Genomic DNA, 16,674 nt, shown 5'->3' on the forward strand with positions numbered 1-16,674 from the left:
ATTCATTATTATCTACAATACTTTCACCAAAATTGAGAACATATGTAGTGTTATCTTGTAAAGTGTCTGTAATTTCTATGGTAATCTTTTTTGACGGACTTCCTTGAGGAGAAATTATAGGGCGTGACTTTAAAGGTGGAGAGATGACTAATTGTTTTTGCAAGTCATTTAATTTTACAAATTCGTCAAACTCGATCTCTATGATCTGTTTCTTGAAATTTCTAGTATAATTGTCTGGAAATATCCTCAAAATAACTGGCGGCTCTTCATCTACAGGACCACCAGTAGGTGAGCCTCTTTTAGCGCATTGAATTAAGGACAATGCAATACATAAAGCTATAGTTATATATAATAAGTTCTTTTTCATCTGTTGATTTAACGAATGCAATTTAAGATGATTGTTTTAATTTGATATATTAATTGGGTCGCATTATGAGAATCCATTGAGTTGACTTTCCTACTTAGCATAACTAAGTCGCAATATGGTAGTTATTTTATAGATGTAAAAAATCCCTACTAATAATATAATAGGGATTGATTTATTCTTATAATATTAATTTCTTTAACTCACCGCTTTAAGCTTTTGAATGGCGCTCTTATTTAATTTTGAAGCGGCATAATCAGCCGTTACTATCAATTCCTTTTCTTTTCCACCAGGCATGTCAAACATCGCATCAGTTAAAATGGCTTCACATAAAGAGCGTAAACCACGAGCTCCGAGTTTGTACTCAATCGCTTTTTCTACGATGTAAGTAAGTGCCTCATCGGTAATTGTGAACTCTATGTCGTCCATATTAAACAGTTTTTGATATTGTTTAATAATGGCATTTTTGGGTTCTGTAAGTATGGCTCTTAGAGTTCCCGCATCGAGAGGATTCATGTAAGTTAATACAGGTAAACGACCTATTATTTCAGGAATCATCCCAAAGTCTTTTACGTCTTTAGGAATAATGTACTGTAGTAAATTATCTTTTTGAGCAACACCATCGTTAGACATACTAGCACTAAAACCTACTGCTTGCATGTTTAATCTTTTACGTATTACTTTTTCAATACCGTCAAAGGCTCCACCGGCAATAAACAAGATGTTCTCTGTGTTTACCTCAATAAACTTTTGATCAGGATGCTTACGGCCACCTTTAGGCGGTACATTTACAACCGTTCCTTCTAGCAATTTAAGTAAACCTTGCTGTACACCTTCTCCAGACACGTCTCTTGTGATAGATGGATTATCGCTTTTACGCGCTATTTTATCAATCTCGTCTATAAAAACGATCCCAGTTTGTGCCTTTTCAAGATTATAGTCTGCAGCCTGTAGTAATCTAGTAAGAATACTTTCTACATCTTCTCCTACATAACCAGCCTCTGTAAGCACAGTAGCATCTACTATGGCAAGCGGTACGTTTAACATTCTCGCAATGGTTTTTGCGATAAGTGTTTTACCAGTACCTGTTTGTCCTACCATCATAATGTTAGATTTTTGAATCTCAACATCATCATCGGTATCTTGTTGTAACAATCTTTTATAATGATTGTAAACGGCTACGGACATTACCTTTTTTGTAAACTCTTGACCTATAATATATTCATCAAGAAATGCTTTGATTGCCTTAGGTTTTTTAAGGTCCAGTTCTTCTTTTGAAACTCCAGCTTTATCAACATTTGTGTCTTCAAGTACGATGCCGTGTGCTTGCTCTATTCAACGGTCACAAATATGTGCGTCTAGTCCAGCAATAAGCAAGTTAGTCTCTGCTTTATTGCGCCCACAAAAGCTACATTCTAGTTGTTCTTTACTCATATTGTTGTATTGATGTTTATTGAAACATCGTTAAAAGTAGGTTGTCATCTAATAAGTTAGAATAGACTACAAATGATGGTTGCGGTTCCGCTTTCGCGAAAGCGAGATCATTACCTAATTTATATGATTTCTTAATCTCTTCTTAGTACTTCATCAATCATACCATATTCCTTAGCCTCATCTGCCTTCATCCAGTAATCGCGATCGGAGTCTGCATAAACCTTATCGTAAGTTTGTTTAGAGTGCTTTGCAATGATGGTGTATAACTCTTCTCTAAGTTTAACGACCTCTCGAGCGGTAATCTCTATATCACTAGCCTGACCTTGTGCTCCACTAGAAACTTGATGTATCATCACACGACTGTGAGGTAACGCACTACGTTTACCGTCTGCTCCAGCGCATAATAATACAGCACCCATACTTGCAGCCATACCGGTGCAAATAGTTGCCACATCTGGTTTTATGAACTGCATCGTGTCATAAATTCCTAATCCAGCATAAACGCTACCACCTGGAGAGTTGATATAGATCTGTATATCTTTATTTGCGTCTGAGCTTTCTAGGAAAAGTAGTTGCGCTTGAATGATGTTTGCTACTTGATCGTTTACTCCTGTTCCCATAAAAATAATACGGTCCATCATTAAACGAGAGAAAACGTCCATAGCGAGCACATTCATCTGACGTTCTTCTATAATGTTAGGAGTTAAATTAGTTGGGTACATGCTACCCATTATTTTATCGTAATACATGGAGTTTACTCCTTGATCTTTTACGGCAAATTTTTCAAATTCTTTAGCTATATCCATTTGGTAATATTACTTTTTATTGATCTAAAAAGGCGTTAACTAATTGATAAAAAAGTCAACGCCTAAAGATAGCCTATACTTATTCCTTCCCAAAGGGAAGAACGTTTTAAAACAGCACGACGCCGTTTCTAGATGTATTTCCTACTGTAATTTAAAAGATGAACTTGCCTTACAATAGTAAAAGGTCATTATTTAAGCATTGTAAGCTTCCTTAATGAACTCTTCATAGGTTAATTCTTTCTTTTTAAGCTTTGCATTTTCTTTAAAGAACTTCAACATTTTTTCATTTTGAAGTTGCTCACTCATGCGCTTTACTTCTTCTTGATTACTCATAATGCGCGCTACTACTTGATCTACTTCTTCATCAGTTGCGTCAGTATGACCGTACTGTGCCATTTGAGCTTTGATCATAGTGCGGGAATAATCTTGAAGGTCTTCAAATTTAAGTTGAAGTTCTTCATTATTCTTAACGATATTAGACTCTATCAACTGGTAACGCAATCCTTTTTCAGAACGCTCATACTCTGCAGCAGCTTCTTCTTCAGTTAATTGATTTTCACCATTGTTTGCGATCCATTTTTTAAGAAAATCAGCAGGTAAATCAAATTTTGTGTTTTCAATTAGTGATTCCGTAACGTCAGTTAGAAGTTTTTGATCTGTTTGCTGTGCAAATTGTTTTCCAGCATCTTCACGCAGTTTTTCTTTAAGTTCTTCTTCACTATTAACTGCTCCTGGGCCAAATAGTTTATCGTAGAATTCTTGATTAAGCTCTGCTTTTTCACGCTCGTTTACTTCAGTAATTTCAAACTGAACTGGTACGTTAAGATCTTTAGCTTTATCGTGCTCTATTTTAAGAGTGCTTGCAAGGTCGTGATCCTCATTAAAAAGGCTTTTTGTTTTAAGCTCTAAAGTATCTCCTACTTTAGCTCCTACAAACTTCTTAAGATTAGATTTTCCTTTAATTTTAGAAGTTGAGAACGTTGCATCTGTATTGATTTCTTCCTCATCATTTCTAAAAACACCTGTAACTTCATCACCTTCTGCAACTTCTTTCTTTGCAATCAGTTTACCATAGTTCTCGCGTATGCGATCTATTTGGTCGTTAATAGTTTTATCATCTGTTTTTATCTCGTATTGAGTAATGGCTTTTTTACCTTTTACTTCAACTTCAAAATCCGGTGCAAGACCTATTTCAAATTCAAAAGTAAAATCATCTTTTTCCCAATCTATTTCTTCTTGTTCTTTAGGTAATGGGTTTCCTAAGAGATTCAAGTCTTCTTCAGTAATATAAGAATTCAGCTTTTCCTGAATCATTTTGTTGATTTCTTCAACTAATACTGGAGTACGGTATTTTTTACGGATAAGACTTGCCGGAACGTGTCCTTTTCTAAAACCAGGAATGTTTGCTGTCTTGCGGTAGTCTGCTAAAATTTTATCTACTTTCTCTTGATAATCATCTTTTGCGATTTCAAGTGTAAGAGTCGCGTTAAGCGCGTCAATGTCAGTACGTTTAATGTTCATTGAAAGACTTTTAATTACTTTTAAAATTGGCTTGCAAAATTAGTCTTTATTTGCTTGCTATCAAAGTGATCAAAAGTTGATCTGTTATGAGTTGTTTATACTTGATTATTGATGGAGTTATTAAAGATAATTTCCAATTACCATTACATTAAAAAAGCTATTTCATGATCTATCGTTCTTCCTTATCTAGCATTTTGAAAAGTACCGATCTTGCAATAGCTAGTAATAATGAGAATACTAAGGCCCAGAAAAAACTGTTTACGTCAAATCCTGATACAAGCCAGTCTGCCATGTATAAAATAATAACATTGATAACCAGCAGAAATAAGCCTAGTGTCACGATAGTGATAGGAAAAGTAAGTATTACTAGGATGGGTCTTACTATAAAATTAAGAATCGATAAGGATAAAGCTACCAGAATCGCGTTGATGTAATTAGAAGTTTCTATACCTGGTAAAAGTGCTGAAAGTCCCATTACAAGTGCTGCTGTAATAAGTAGTTTAATTATAAATTTCATTAGATAGGTTTTATGTAAAAATAAAAAAATCTGCTATAGATCACTCCATAGCAGATTTATTATAAAATAAGTTCTTGATTATTGAACTTGATCGCTTAATTGTACAGTAGGGTAAGCTCCTATATTTACTGTAGGTAAGGTAGAACCATACTTTTCATTGATAGCCTCAATTATTGCATTTGCAGTAAATGCATAACCTCTGGCAGTAGGGTGAACAGCATCAAGAGAAAAACCACCACCAGTTGCATAAGTAGAAGTTAAAACTCCGCCATTAAATGGTACACCAGTTGATGCTACATCTGCAAGAGCGCTGCGTGCATCTACATATGCAAGGTCATTTGCTAGTGCTAGTGATTCTATAGTGGAATTATAAGCTGTTTGAGCGGCAGTGATTCTAGCTTGCTCATTAGAGGTAAGTACTAGGTTATCTCCAGCAGGAACTCCTACACCTATAACTGATGCTGGGTTATTAGGATCTGCAAGAGTACCAAGTATGGTAGCTGCTGTAAAAACTACTAGATCGTCAGCAGTTGCTTGTCTTAATTTAGGTAAAAACTGTCCTGGTTGCGTAGGATCTGGTAAGTCTGTAAGATCTTTATCAAGAATAACAATTGCGTTAGGTCCAGCTGTAAAATTAATTATTCTCGCATCAGCCTCAGCTTGTGTTAATAAAGGAGTCTGAGCATAAGCAGTCATCGCTCCGTTATATTGAGCATAACTTTGATTCACAAATGCCGCAGTAGCTCCATCTAGAGGTATAGCGTTAAATGGTACTGTAGTGAAAAAAGGAATTGAAGTTACATCAGGAATGTTTACTAATGCCCCTTTAGCTCCATTTGCAGTAAGAGCAGCAACTAGTTGTTGATACACACCTCCAAATACATTATTGTTAGTTATACTGTTATTTCCTTGAGTTGCAGGATTTACATTACCTGTTTCATTATTATCAACTCCTACACCACCGCTAGTTGCATATCCTAGTATATCATTATTACCTATCCACAAAGTAAAGAATGTTCCGTTTGCCGCTGCAGCATCACCTATTACAGTGGCGCCATCAGAGCTAGAAAAACGAGCGAAATATGGATTTGCTGTACCTGTAGATACACCAGCTAGAGATCCGTAATTAGGTGCTGCAAGGTGAAATACTCTTGCGCCAGGAACTCCAAAGTTATTTAAAGGTCCCGTTACTTTATTGGTAATGTCTGTAGTTGGCGCAGCTCCAGTATAGACTGCTGGACCTGCAGCGTTACCCATACCATCTGATGCAAGAACAAATCGATTAGGTAGGATTTGAACACCTGCGGCAAGTAAGCCTCCAGTATTATCGTTTACTAAAGGTTGATTGAATTCTCCACCACCGGCAAGTTGCATTTGACCAGCAATAATGTTTGGGTACGAATTTAGTTGACCGTCTAAATAAAGCGCTCCATCTGCAAAACCTGCAGTTAACGAGTTCCCTACGGTTACATATTTAGTAAAGTCTGCTTCTCCGGAGGTGTAAACTCCACCATCTTCTACGGAGTTCTCAAATTCTTCATCACAGCTCACTACAGCAACACTTGCTAGAAAAAGAGCTATTAATTTTATATTTAATTTTTTCATCTGTATATTTTTTTTACATGCTGTATGTTAGACCTAAACCAGCAATAAATGCTGACGACTTGTATGTTCCTTCAAAAGGAGCAGCTATAGGAGAACCTGTGTCAAAGTAAAAGTCATAAGATTCAGTTACATCTTGGAACTGTAAGAAAAGCAATGAACCGTCTATAGATAACTTAGGAGTTACTAAATATGATAAACCAAATGTGTAACCGTCAGAATCGTTACGAGGAGTTTCTGGTGCAAAGTATCCAGATTGTACAGGAGACTCATCAAAGTAATAACCAGCTCTCACCGTTAATTTATCAGTTGCTGCATATTGAGCTCCAAATCTATAGGTAGAAGCATCTTTATAGTTTCTTGGGTTGATAGAAGTTACACCGTTACTAAATTCAAGATCTAGACTGTTGTACTCGCTCCACAAAGCTCTGTTGTAATCAAAAGCAAGTAGAAGTTTATCATCAAGTAATTTATAACTGATACCTAAAGTAAGCTCAGCTGGTAATGGTAAGGTTGCAGTGAAGCCTGTCTGACCATTAGATGGCGTAAGCGTACTATTAGGAAAATTAGAGAACGTAGCTGTTCCTTCAGTACTTTCTATATTAATAAGAGAACGGTAATTAAATCCTAATGAAAATTTGTCTGTAGGAGTAAACATGATACCTGCGCTCCATCCCCATGCAGTAACACCAGAATCTTCAATTCCTATATTAGATCTATTGCCTTCTTCGTCAGTTAGAGTCCTACTAGCGTTTCTATTAAAAGAGACTCCACCTATTGCTAGAATAGGTCCACCACCTATACTTACACTATCAAATAATTGATATGATAAAGTAGGTTGAATAAAAATGGCACTTAAGTCTATCTCATTTACTAAGTGAGAACCAGACCAGTCTGTAGGCCATGTTACACTACTACCATAGGGAGTATAAACTCCTAGACCTACTGCAAAATCTTCAGTTACCTTGTAAGTTGCATATAAGTAAACAGGTGTTCCTGTAGGGCTGTCTGTTTCAGAAAATGTACCGAAATCTTCATTCTGAAATTTTACATCAGAAAAAACACCAAATCCTCCTGCACTCACATTCAATTTATTTTCTAAATGGACGATTCCTGCTGGGTTAAAGAATAAGATGTCTGCACTATTAACAACGGCAACTCCTGTGTGTCCCATTGCTAACTGCTTGTTACTTTGTGTACTAACACGATAACCACCAGCATATGCAAATGTAGAAATCAAACAAAGTACAACAAAAACTTTTATTTTGTTCATAATCAAGGTTTTGAAGTATATATTAGGTTTATATGCGTCAAATTTAATATTTAATTCATATTACGCAAGCGTTTTCGTTATTATTATGCTTGCATAACAACTGTTATTTTATGAAATTCGTAACAATTGTTAAAAATTCTTGCGGTTTCTGTGCATGAAGCCAGTGTCCGGCGTCATTTATAGTTTGCAATTCCGCTTTCGCGAAAGCGTGCTCAATAAGCATCATGTCATCATCTAAAATATATCCGGAATTGCCACCTCTAATAAAAAGTGTAGGAGTAGTGATTTGATTTTCTATTTTATGGTGAATTCCTACTCGATCTTGAGCGTCACCAAGGACTTTTAAGTTAAATCTCCATGCGTACTTATTTTTATCTACACGATATAAACTTTTTAAAAGAAACTGCCGCGTTCCAAAATCAGGGATGATTTTTTCTAGCATTTCATCAGCATCATTGCGAGAAGTAACTTGGTCAAAATTAATACTACGTAATCCATTTATGATATCACTGTGGTGCGGCGCATATTCTTTAGGAGCGATGTCTGCAATAACGAGTTTGTCCAAATAACCACTATGTAGGCTTGCAAATTGCATAGCCACTTTACCGCCCATGCTGTGTCCTAATAATATAATATTATTTAAATTGTGATGGTCGCAATAATCCTTGATATCTTGTGCCATAATGGTATAGTCGAAGTTATCACTGTGCACACTACGGCCATGATTGCGCTGGTCTATAAGATGTACTTGATAGTCCATATCGCTCCATTTACGTCCTAGTGTTTTCCAGTTGTCTGCCATACCTAAAAAACCATGTAATATCAAGAACGGTTGTCCTTCTCCTAAAATAATTGAATGTAGCATTAGGCTAGTTTTGCTTTGTACATATTAACAGTGTTTTCTAAACCTAGGTACAAGCTCTCTGATATTAAAGCGTGACCTATAGAGACTTCTAATAAGTTAGGTATTTGCTTATTAAAGTATTGAATGTTTTCTAATGATAGATCGTGCCCAGCGTTGATTCCTAAACCTAACTCGTTTGCTTTTTGGGCAGCAAGAATGTAAGGTTTTATGGCAGCTTCTTTATCACTACTGTAACGACTTGCAAAATCTTCTGTATACAACTCTATACGGTCTACGCCGGTTTTTGCAGCGCCTTCAATCATCTCTATAACCGGATCAACAAATATGCTTGTGCGTATTCCTTGATCTTTAAAATGTTTAACGATGTCAGAAAGAAAATCTTTGTGCTTTATAGTGTCCCAACCTGCATTTGAAGTAAGTGCATCTGGCCCGTCAGGTACTAAGGTTACCTGAGCAGGCTTTACTTCATCCACAAGTTTGATAAAGCTATCTATTGGGTTGCCTTCAATGTTAAGTTCTGTTTGTACTACTTTTTTAAGGTCTCTAGCGTCTTGATATTTAATGTGACGTTCATCAGGTCTAGGATGAATGGTTATACCTTGAGCACCGAATCTCTCTAAATCTATCGCTACTTTTAAAAGATTAGGAACATCGCCGCCTCTAGAATTGCGTAGAGTAGCTATCTTATTCACATTTACACTTAAAATGGCCATAATATCTTTTTATTTCAAAAATACGAAGGAATACAACAGAGGCATAAGTGCAGAATTGATTAATTTGCAATAAAAATTGCATTCATGAATATTCATCAGTTCATTATAAATGATGTGGAACCTCTAATTATTTCTTCACAGATATCTAGAGCGCAAGAAATTTTTTCCCAGCTTACTTATTCTCATTTACCTATTTTAGAAAACGATGCCTACGTAGGATGTCTCTCTGAAAATGATGCACATTGTTTTGAGGCAGATCAAATCTTAGAAACCGTTAAGTATTCTTACAATAGATTCTTTGTAAAAGAAAACACACACTGGTTAGATGTGCTGGAGGCATTTGCACAACATCAAAGTAATATAATGCCAGTTTTAGGTCAGGATAACAAGTATTTAGGTTATTATGAGCTTAAAGATATAATGGAGTTATTTAACGATGCTCCTTTTATGTATGAGTCTGGCGCGGTTGTGGTTGTTCAAAAAGGAAATACAGATTATAGCTTTAGCGAGGTAGCTCAAATTGTGGAGTCTAACGATTCTAAATTATTTGGGTGTTTCATAAGTGCCCATAAAGATCACTTAACAGAGATAACTCTTAAGCTTAGTCCTCAAAATTTAAATGGAGTACTTCAAACTTTTAGAAGATATAGTTATGAGATAATCAGTGCTGCAGAAGAGGATTCTTATCTAGATACATTAAAGGAGCGTTCTGATTATTTAAATAAATACTTAAATATATAGATGAAGAAAATCGCTATTTATGGTCAGTATTTACACGATGATACGGTTAATACCTGTGTAGAGCTTATTGAGCTATTGCACTCAAAGAAGTGCGAGACGCTTATTGAGTCCAGTTTTCATGAGCTCTTAAAAAATGAAAATGTAGCCACACAATTAAATTCATTTTACACGTTAGATGAGTCCTATGATTTACTTATAAGCTTAGGTGGAGATGGTACAGTCTTGAGAGCAGTAGCTTATATAGGCAAAGTTAACATTCCAGTTATAGGAATTAACACGGGAAGATTAGGTTTTCTGGCTACCTTAAATAAAGAGAAGCTTAAAGAAGCTATTGATGCACTATATGATGGTTCCTACACGTTGAGTAAACGTAGTCTCATTACACTCAGCTCTTCTAGTGGTGAGCATCACAATTCACCACATAATTTTGCTCTTAATGAAGTCACTGTGAGTAGAATGAATACTACTAGCATGATCCAGATTGAGACACGCCTCAATAATGAACTGTTAACCAGTTACTGGGCAGATGGTTTGATTATCTCTACACCTACAGGATCTACCGGTTATAGCCTAAGTTGCGGCGGTCCCGTAATATCGCCTAGTAATACATCATTTGTCATTACACCTATAGCACCACATAATCTTAATGCTAGACCTCTTGTAATTCCAGATCATACTGAAATTATGATTAAAGTAAGCGGTAGAGAAGAGGAGTTTCTCACATCATTAGATAATCGTATAGCTTCTTACCCTAATGAAACTATTCTCACTCTCAAAAAAGCAGATTTTACAATTGATCTCGTAGAGTTGCAAGGTCAGAGTTTTATAAAAACCATAAGAGAAAAACTTCTCTGGGGAGAAGATAAACGCAATTAAACAATAAATTGAGCCTTTACTTGTTTTGAATACTACAATCGAGCATGTAAACCTCATGCTGGGTAATGAGAATTGTTATATTTGCACGTTTTAAAATTTCCATGCGGTTATTATTCATTTTATTTATTTTTTTCAGTTTCGCTTTCGCGAAAGCGCAAACCTATGAAGTAGGGATATTTGCAGGTACCTCAAATATTATAGGTGATGTAGGTAGTACTCAATATATTCAGTTTAAAGATATGGCTATAGGTGGTATTTTTAAATGGAATCGTAGTAATAGACACAGTTTTAGAGCCAGTGTTATTGCAGCAAACATGATAGGTGATGATAATGACAGCGATGATATTTCTAGAGATTTAAGAGGATTGAAATACAATTACTCCTTAATTGAGGCTAGTATAGGTATTGAGTATACATTTTGGGAATGGGACCTGTATTCAGGAAGGTCGCAATTTGTTCCCTATTTATATACGGGCTTGACCGGTTTTAGTTATAGTTCGTTTGCACTAAATAACACAAATGAGTTGGAAGAGTATGACAATTCAGTCGATATTGCGATCCCAATTGTTTTTGGTATAAAGGCAAATATCACACCTAAGCTTATTCTCGCTGCTGAGGTAGGTGCTCGATATACTTTTACTGATAATTTAGATGGGAGTAATCCAGATGGCGATATGGACTTTGACAGTTTGAGATTTGGTAATATTAATAACAATGATTGGTATATGTTTAGTGGTGTTACACTTACTTATACTTTTGGGCGCAAGCCATGTTATTGTAATTTTTAATTATGGCAAAAGAACTACTCGACTTAAAAAAGATTCCTAAACACGTTGCCATCATAATGGATGGGAATGGTAGATGGGCAAAAAAACAAGGATTTATGCGAGTGCGCGGTCATGAAAAAGGTGCCAAAGCAATTAGACAGACCGTAGAAACTTGTGCAGAGCTAGGAGTAGAGCATTTAACTCTTTATGCCTTCAGTACAGAAAACTGGAAAAGGCCTAAGTTAGAAATAGATACTTTAATGAAAATTTTAGTTTCTAGTCTTAAGAATGAACTGCCTACTTTAAGAGATAACAACATCTCTTTGAAAGCAGTAGGAAATTTAAGTCTTTTACCAGCAAAAGCACAACGTGAACTTAATGAAGTAATTCACGCGACTAAAGATAATAGCCGCATGGATTTAACACTGGCCTTAAGTTATGGGTCTAGAGAAGAGTTGATTACGGTTATAAAAAATGTAGCGAGTCAGGTAAAAGATGGCTCTCTTGAATTAGACCAGATTGATACAGGCGTAATTAACAAGCATCTATATACCAGTTATATGCCTGATGTTGATTTGTTAATACGTACCAGTGGAGAACAAAGGATAAGCAATTTTCTATTATGGCAAATTGCATATGCCGAATTATATTTTACAGAAGTGCTGTGGCCAGATTTTAGAAAAGAACATTTAATCGAGGCTATACATAATTATCAAGATAGAGAAAGAAGGTTTGGTAAAACAAGTGAACAATTATAGAATGACAAAAAAGTTAGCAAACGCGCTGCTATTTATATTGTGTTTAGGTCTAAGCACATCCATTAAAGCTCAAGATGATAGAGGTGACCTCGCCATAGGTGATGCCACTAAATATAAAATAGGAGAGATTACTGTAACAGGAAGTCAAACTTATAATGAAAATACTGTTATAGCCTTTACTGGGTTGCGCAAAGGAGAAGAGGTTTTTGTCCCTGGAGAGCGTCTTAGTCAGGTAGTAAAGAAAATGTGGGATCTCAAGCTCTTTAGTGATATTAGAATCTTTGCTACAGAGATTATAGGTAACCCAGATGATGATATAATTGATACCATAAATTTAGAGATCAACATCATTGAAGTACCTAACCTTAATAATGTAACTATTGACGGTTTACGTAAAGGTCAGATTAAAACATTAAGAGAAGAGCTTAAGCTTACTAAAGGTAGAAAGGCCACCGAGAATTTAGTTACCACTACCAGATCTTTCATTGAGGATAAGTATCGTAAAAAAGGATTCCTTTATGCTGATGCTAAAGTGAAAACTCGAGTTGTTCCAGATACCACAGGTGCAAATATCGTAAACATGAAAATCGATATTGACCGAGGTAAAAAGGTTAAAATTTCTGACATCACATTTGACGGTAATGATAAGTTGACTGATAAGCAGTTGCGAGGCGCCATGTCTAATACAAAAAAGAAGAATATTCTTAGAGTCTTTAAAAGATCTAAATATGTAGAAGAAGATTTTCAAGAAGACCTAGAATCTGTTGTAGATATTTATAAAGAGAATGGTTATCGTGACGCACGTGTAATTTCAGACACCTTGATTAAAGAAAGTGATAAAACCATTGCTTTAAACATAGATGTAGAAGAAGGACGCAAATATTACTTTGGTGATATCAAGTTTGTAGGTAATACCGTTTATACAGATGAGCAACTTAAACGTCTATTTAAAATAGAAAAAGGAGATGTATATAACGGAGTAGCCTTTGATGAACGTATCAGTAATCCTGAAGATCCAGATTCTGATGACTTAACTAACTTGTATCAAAATAGTGGTTACTTGTTTTCAAATGTAAACGCAGTGGAAACACGCGTGCAAAACGACACTATCGATTTTGAAATAAGAATCGTAGAAGGTAAGGAAGCTTACTTTAATAATATTACGGTAAGTGGTAATACAAGAACAAATGATCACGTAATTTATAGAGCCATTAGAACCTCGCCAGGGGAAAAATATTCTAGACAAAAGATCATTAACTCCATACGTGAAGTAGGACAGTTAGGCTTCTTTGATGCACAAAAAATTAATCCACAATTAACTAATGTAAACCAAGAGGAAGGTACAGTAGATGTAGATTATGAACTTGTAGAAGCAGGTGCCAGCCAGATAGAATTACAAGGTGGTTATGGTGGTGGTGGATTTGTAGGTACTTTAGGACTGCGATTCAACAACTTTTCTTTACGTAATATTTTTAATGGAGAAGCTTACGAACCTGTCCCGATGGGAGATGGACAGACTCTTGCTATACGAGCTCAAGCAAGTACAATATTTAGAACTTACAGTTTAAACTTTACAGAACCGTGGTTAGGTGGTAAAAAACCAGTATCGTTTAATGTTTCTTTCTCTCACAGTGAACAATTCCGTGTGAACCAACAAAATTTTAGAGAAGTAGACAGAAACCAGCGTTTTCTTATTACAGGTGGAACTGTAGGACTCGCAAAAAGACTAGAATGGCCAGATCAGTACTTTCAGTTTTCTCAAGCTGTTTCTTTCCAGCATTATAATTTGAAAAACTTCCAGTCTAACTTATTTAATTTCCCAAATGGTTTTTCTAACAATCTTGCTTACACAGTCGGTTTAAGCCGTAACAATGTAGGTGTTAACCCTATTTTCCCAACTTACGGATCATCATTCTCACTTACTGCAAAGATGACTTTACCTTATTCCCTATGGAATGGTGTAGATTATGAAAATATAGAAGATAATCCAGATTTTCAGACTAATGGAATTGCAGACCAAGGTAAAATAGATCAAGAACGATTCAGATTTCTAGAATTCTATAAGATCAAGTTTGAAGGTACATGGTACACACAGTTATATGATAAATTAATCCTACAGACAAAATCAGAATTTGGATTCTTAGGAGCTTACAATAATGATCGAGGTCTCGTACCTTTTGAGCGTTTCTTTGTAGGTGGAGATGGGCTAGGAGCGTTTTCTTTAGATGGGCGTGACATTATAAGAATGAGAGGTTATGATAACAGTGCTCTTACAAATAGTGCAGACGGTGATACCGTGTACAATAAGTTCTCCATGGAATTACGTTATCCTATTTCATTAGAACAAGCAGCATCTATTTATGTACTTACATTTGCAGAGGCAGCTGGGTCCTATGATCGATTTAGAAGTTATAACCCTTTTGACGTTCAGCGATCTGCTGGAGCAGGAATGCGTATATTTATGCCAGCCTTTGGATTATTAGGAGTTGATTTTGGATATGGTTTTGACGCCGTGCCTAATGCAGCCACCACAGATCCTAGTGGCTGGAATGTTCACTTTATAATCGGTCAACAGTTTTAATTATGGCATGATTATTTCAATAAACAACAAGCTTATGAAAAATAAGATTTTAATTTTTAGTATAGTAGCTGTTTTAAGTTTCGCTTTCGCGAAAGCGCAAAGAGGAATAAGAGTAGCATACATAGATATGGAGTACATTCTAGAGAGTGTGCCAGAATATCAAGAGGCTTCTAAGCAGCTCGATCAAAAAATGCAAAAGTGGAAGCAAGAGATCGACCAGATGGCAAATGAAATCTCTCAAATGAAAGCAGCCTTGCAAAACGAGAAAGTACTTCTTACTAAAGAGCTTATTGAAGAAAAAGAAGAAGACATTGCTTTAAAAGAAGAAGAACTTGCAGATTATCAGCAAAAAAGATTTGGAGCTCAAGGTGATTTTTTACTGCAGAAGCAACAATTGATTCAGCCAGTGCAAGATCAAGTTTTCAATGAAATACAGAAGATAGGTAACCAGAAGAAATACGACTACGTGGTTGATAGTTCTGAAATGGCAATGCTATACAGCGCAGAGCGTCATGATATAAGCGATCAAGTTCTTAGAGCGATAGGTCGAACAGGAAAACAAAAGTCTAGAGAGCGCAAACAAGCCGAAAAAGATGGAGCAGCCGAAAGAGATGAACCTTACTTATCTGTAGTAGAAGCTGAAGAAAAAGAAGCTAAAGAGCAGGCTAAAGAAGATAAAAAAGAAGAGATTCAAAAAGCAATCTCTGAGCGTGACGCAGCACGCAATGAGGCAAAAAGAAAAAGAGACTCTGCAAGAGCAGCTAAGGCAGCAGCCTATAAAGAGCGTAGAGACAAATTAATGGCAGAGCGCAAGCGTAAAAAAGACAGCATACAAGCTGTAAGAGAAGCTGCAAGGCAAAAAAGAATTGAAGAGTTAGAGGCTAAGAAAGCAGCGCGTGAGAAGAAGAATGACCCAGATGGTGAATGATATAGGAACTTCTTATATTTGCAGCCGCTCAAAATAAAAAAGTAAAATAAAATTGATTATAACTAAAAATAAAATGAAACAATTAAGATCCCTAATAGCAGCAGTTGTATTTCTTATCGCAGGAGCTCAAGTAAGCCATGCACAAGTTGCACAACCTACAAAGGTATGTCATGTGGCATCTCAAGAACTGGTAGAATCTATGCCTAGCGCTATCGCTGCAGATAAGCAATTGAGAAACCTAGCAAAAACTTATGAGACTAAGTTAACCGCTATGGATAAAGAACTTAAGACCAGGTATCAAACTGCTCAAGAAGCAGCTCCTAATAGAACTCAAGAAGAGAATGAAAGAGTGCTGGCTGAGCTTGCCGAAGGTCAAAAGAAACTAGAAGAGTATTACCAAAACTCTCAAAAAGCAATGGGTCAAAAAAGAACAGATTTATTAAAGCCATTGTACAAGCAAGTAAGAGAGTCCATCTTTAAAGTTGCGCGTGCAAAAGGTTTTGACTACGTTCTTGACTCTACTACAGGTACAGGAATCATCATGGCAGATGGTTATGACCTAACTAATGATGTAAAAGCAGATTTAGGTATCAAGTAATATCTAAGAAATCATATAAATAAAGCCGTTAAGAGTTATTCTTAACGGCTTTTATTATTTAAGACGTTTTTAAGTAGCCCTACCATCAATGTAAATGCTGGTACCTTTTACACTACGATCATACATTATGATGCTGCCGGCGACTGCTACATTTAGACTTTTAGGAGTATTAAATTTTATAATATGTTGCGATTTTTCTATAGCCACATTAGGTAAGCCATGATCTTCAGCACCTAATAAATAAACGCAATTACGTGGGTGTTTAAACTCTTCTAAAGAAATAGCGTCCTCAGTAAGTTCTATACCAACTAGCATAGCTCCTTTAGGTAA

The 16,674-nt window shown here is 36.0% G+C and carries 16 protein-coding genes and 1 pseudogene; 7 read left to right on the forward strand and 10 right to left on the reverse strand.

All coding sequences use genetic code 11. The features are described from left to right. The 9 genes and pseudogenes from A9Q93_RS06605 to A9Q93_RS06645 all read right to left on the reverse strand — a co-directional run. On the reverse strand, positions 1–367 hold a 367-nt coding region (locus A9Q93_RS06605), incomplete at its 3' end, for an Ig-like domain-containing protein (RefSeq protein WP_303686591.1). Positions 368–562: 195 nt separating this feature from the next. After that, positions 563–1,798 (reverse strand): annotated as a pseudogene (gene clpX / locus A9Q93_RS06610) (ATP-dependent Clp protease ATP-binding subunit ClpX). Between the two features lie 131 nt (positions 1,799–1,929). Continuing rightward, entirely contained in the window at positions 1,930–2,604 is a 675-nt protein-coding gene (gene clpP / locus A9Q93_RS06615) for an ATP-dependent Clp endopeptidase proteolytic subunit ClpP (protein ID WP_303686592.1), read from the reverse strand. Positions 2,605–2,796: 192 nt separating this feature from the next. Then, positions 2,797–4,125: a trigger factor gene (gene tig, locus A9Q93_RS06620; RefSeq protein WP_303686593.1), complete on the reverse strand. Its 1,329-nt coding sequence runs from the start codon at positions 4,123–4,125 to the stop codon at positions 2,797–2,799. Between the two features lie 169 nt (positions 4,126–4,294). Further along, positions 4,295–4,642 (reverse strand): phage holin family protein, encoded by a 348-nt coding sequence (locus A9Q93_RS06625; RefSeq protein WP_303686594.1) that lies wholly within the window; start codon positions 4,640–4,642, stop codon positions 4,295–4,297. Between the two features lie 78 nt (positions 4,643–4,720). After that, positions 4,721–6,247, reverse strand: a complete 1,527-nt coding sequence (locus A9Q93_RS06630) for a G-D-S-L family lipolytic protein (RefSeq protein WP_303686595.1) — start codon at positions 6,245–6,247, stop codon at positions 4,721–4,723. Between the two features lie 13 nt (positions 6,248–6,260). After that, a complete protein-coding gene (locus A9Q93_RS06635) occupies positions 6,261–7,517 on the reverse strand; it encodes an OmpP1/FadL family transporter (RefSeq protein ID WP_303686596.1) in 1,257 nt (418 codons plus the stop codon). A gap of 103 nt (positions 7,518–7,620) precedes the next feature. Then, entirely contained in the window at positions 7,621–8,382 is a 762-nt protein-coding gene (locus A9Q93_RS06640; RefSeq protein ID WP_303686597.1) for an alpha/beta fold hydrolase, read from the reverse strand. Further along, positions 8,382–9,095: a pyridoxine 5'-phosphate synthase gene (locus A9Q93_RS06645; protein WP_303686598.1), complete on the reverse strand. Its 714-nt coding sequence runs from the start codon at positions 9,093–9,095 to the stop codon at positions 8,382–8,384. The genes A9Q93_RS06640 and A9Q93_RS06645 overlap by 1 nt, the downstream gene beginning before the upstream one ends. An 84-nt stretch (positions 9,096–9,179) precedes the next feature. Here A9Q93_RS06645 and A9Q93_RS06650 point away from each other — a divergent pair, with 84 nt between their 5' ends. From A9Q93_RS06650 to A9Q93_RS06680, 7 genes are all read left to right on the forward strand, one after another. Further along, positions 9,180–9,836 carry a CBS domain-containing protein gene (locus A9Q93_RS06650; protein WP_303686599.1) on the forward strand — a complete coding sequence of 219 codons (657 nt, stop codon included), beginning with the start codon at positions 9,180–9,182 and terminating at the stop codon, positions 9,834–9,836. Next, positions 9,837–10,712, forward strand: coding sequence for an NAD kinase (locus A9Q93_RS06655; protein WP_303686600.1), 876 nt, complete (start codon positions 9,837–9,839; stop codon positions 10,710–10,712). A gap of 101 nt (positions 10,713–10,813) precedes the next feature. Next, positions 10,814–11,500, forward strand: coding sequence for a DUF6089 family protein (locus A9Q93_RS06660; protein ID WP_303686602.1), 687 nt, complete (start codon positions 10,814–10,816; stop codon positions 11,498–11,500). A 2-nt stretch (positions 11,501–11,502) separates the two neighbouring features. Then, positions 11,503–12,237, forward strand: a complete 735-nt coding sequence (locus A9Q93_RS06665) for an isoprenyl transferase (RefSeq protein WP_303686603.1) — start codon at positions 11,503–11,505, stop codon at positions 12,235–12,237. A gap of 1 nt (position 12,238) precedes the next feature. Then, the gene (gene bamA, locus A9Q93_RS06670; protein WP_303686604.1) at positions 12,239–14,818 is read left to right on the forward strand and encodes an outer membrane protein assembly factor BamA; all 2,580 of its coding nucleotides are present in this window, start codon (positions 12,239–12,241) and stop codon (positions 14,816–14,818) included. A gap of 34 nt (positions 14,819–14,852) precedes the next feature. Continuing rightward, on the forward strand, positions 14,853–15,746 hold the full coding sequence (locus A9Q93_RS06675) for an OmpH family outer membrane protein (protein WP_303686605.1): 894 nt from the start codon (positions 14,853–14,855) through the stop codon (positions 15,744–15,746). A gap of 73 nt (positions 15,747–15,819) precedes the next feature. After that, entirely contained in the window at positions 15,820–16,344 is a 525-nt protein-coding gene (locus A9Q93_RS06680; protein ID WP_303686606.1) for an OmpH family outer membrane protein, read from the forward strand. A gap of 69 nt (positions 16,345–16,413) precedes the next feature. Here A9Q93_RS06680 and A9Q93_RS06685 read toward each other — a convergent pair. Further along, positions 16,414–16,674, reverse strand: a 261-nt coding sequence (locus A9Q93_RS06685; RefSeq protein WP_303686607.1) for a TrmH family RNA methyltransferase, incomplete at its 5' end; no start/stop codon positions are given.

This window comes from Nonlabens dokdonensis, assembly GCF_002162835.1.
GTDB classification, from domain to species: Bacteria; Bacteroidota; Bacteroidia; order Flavobacteriales; family Flavobacteriaceae; genus Nonlabens; species Nonlabens dokdonensis_B.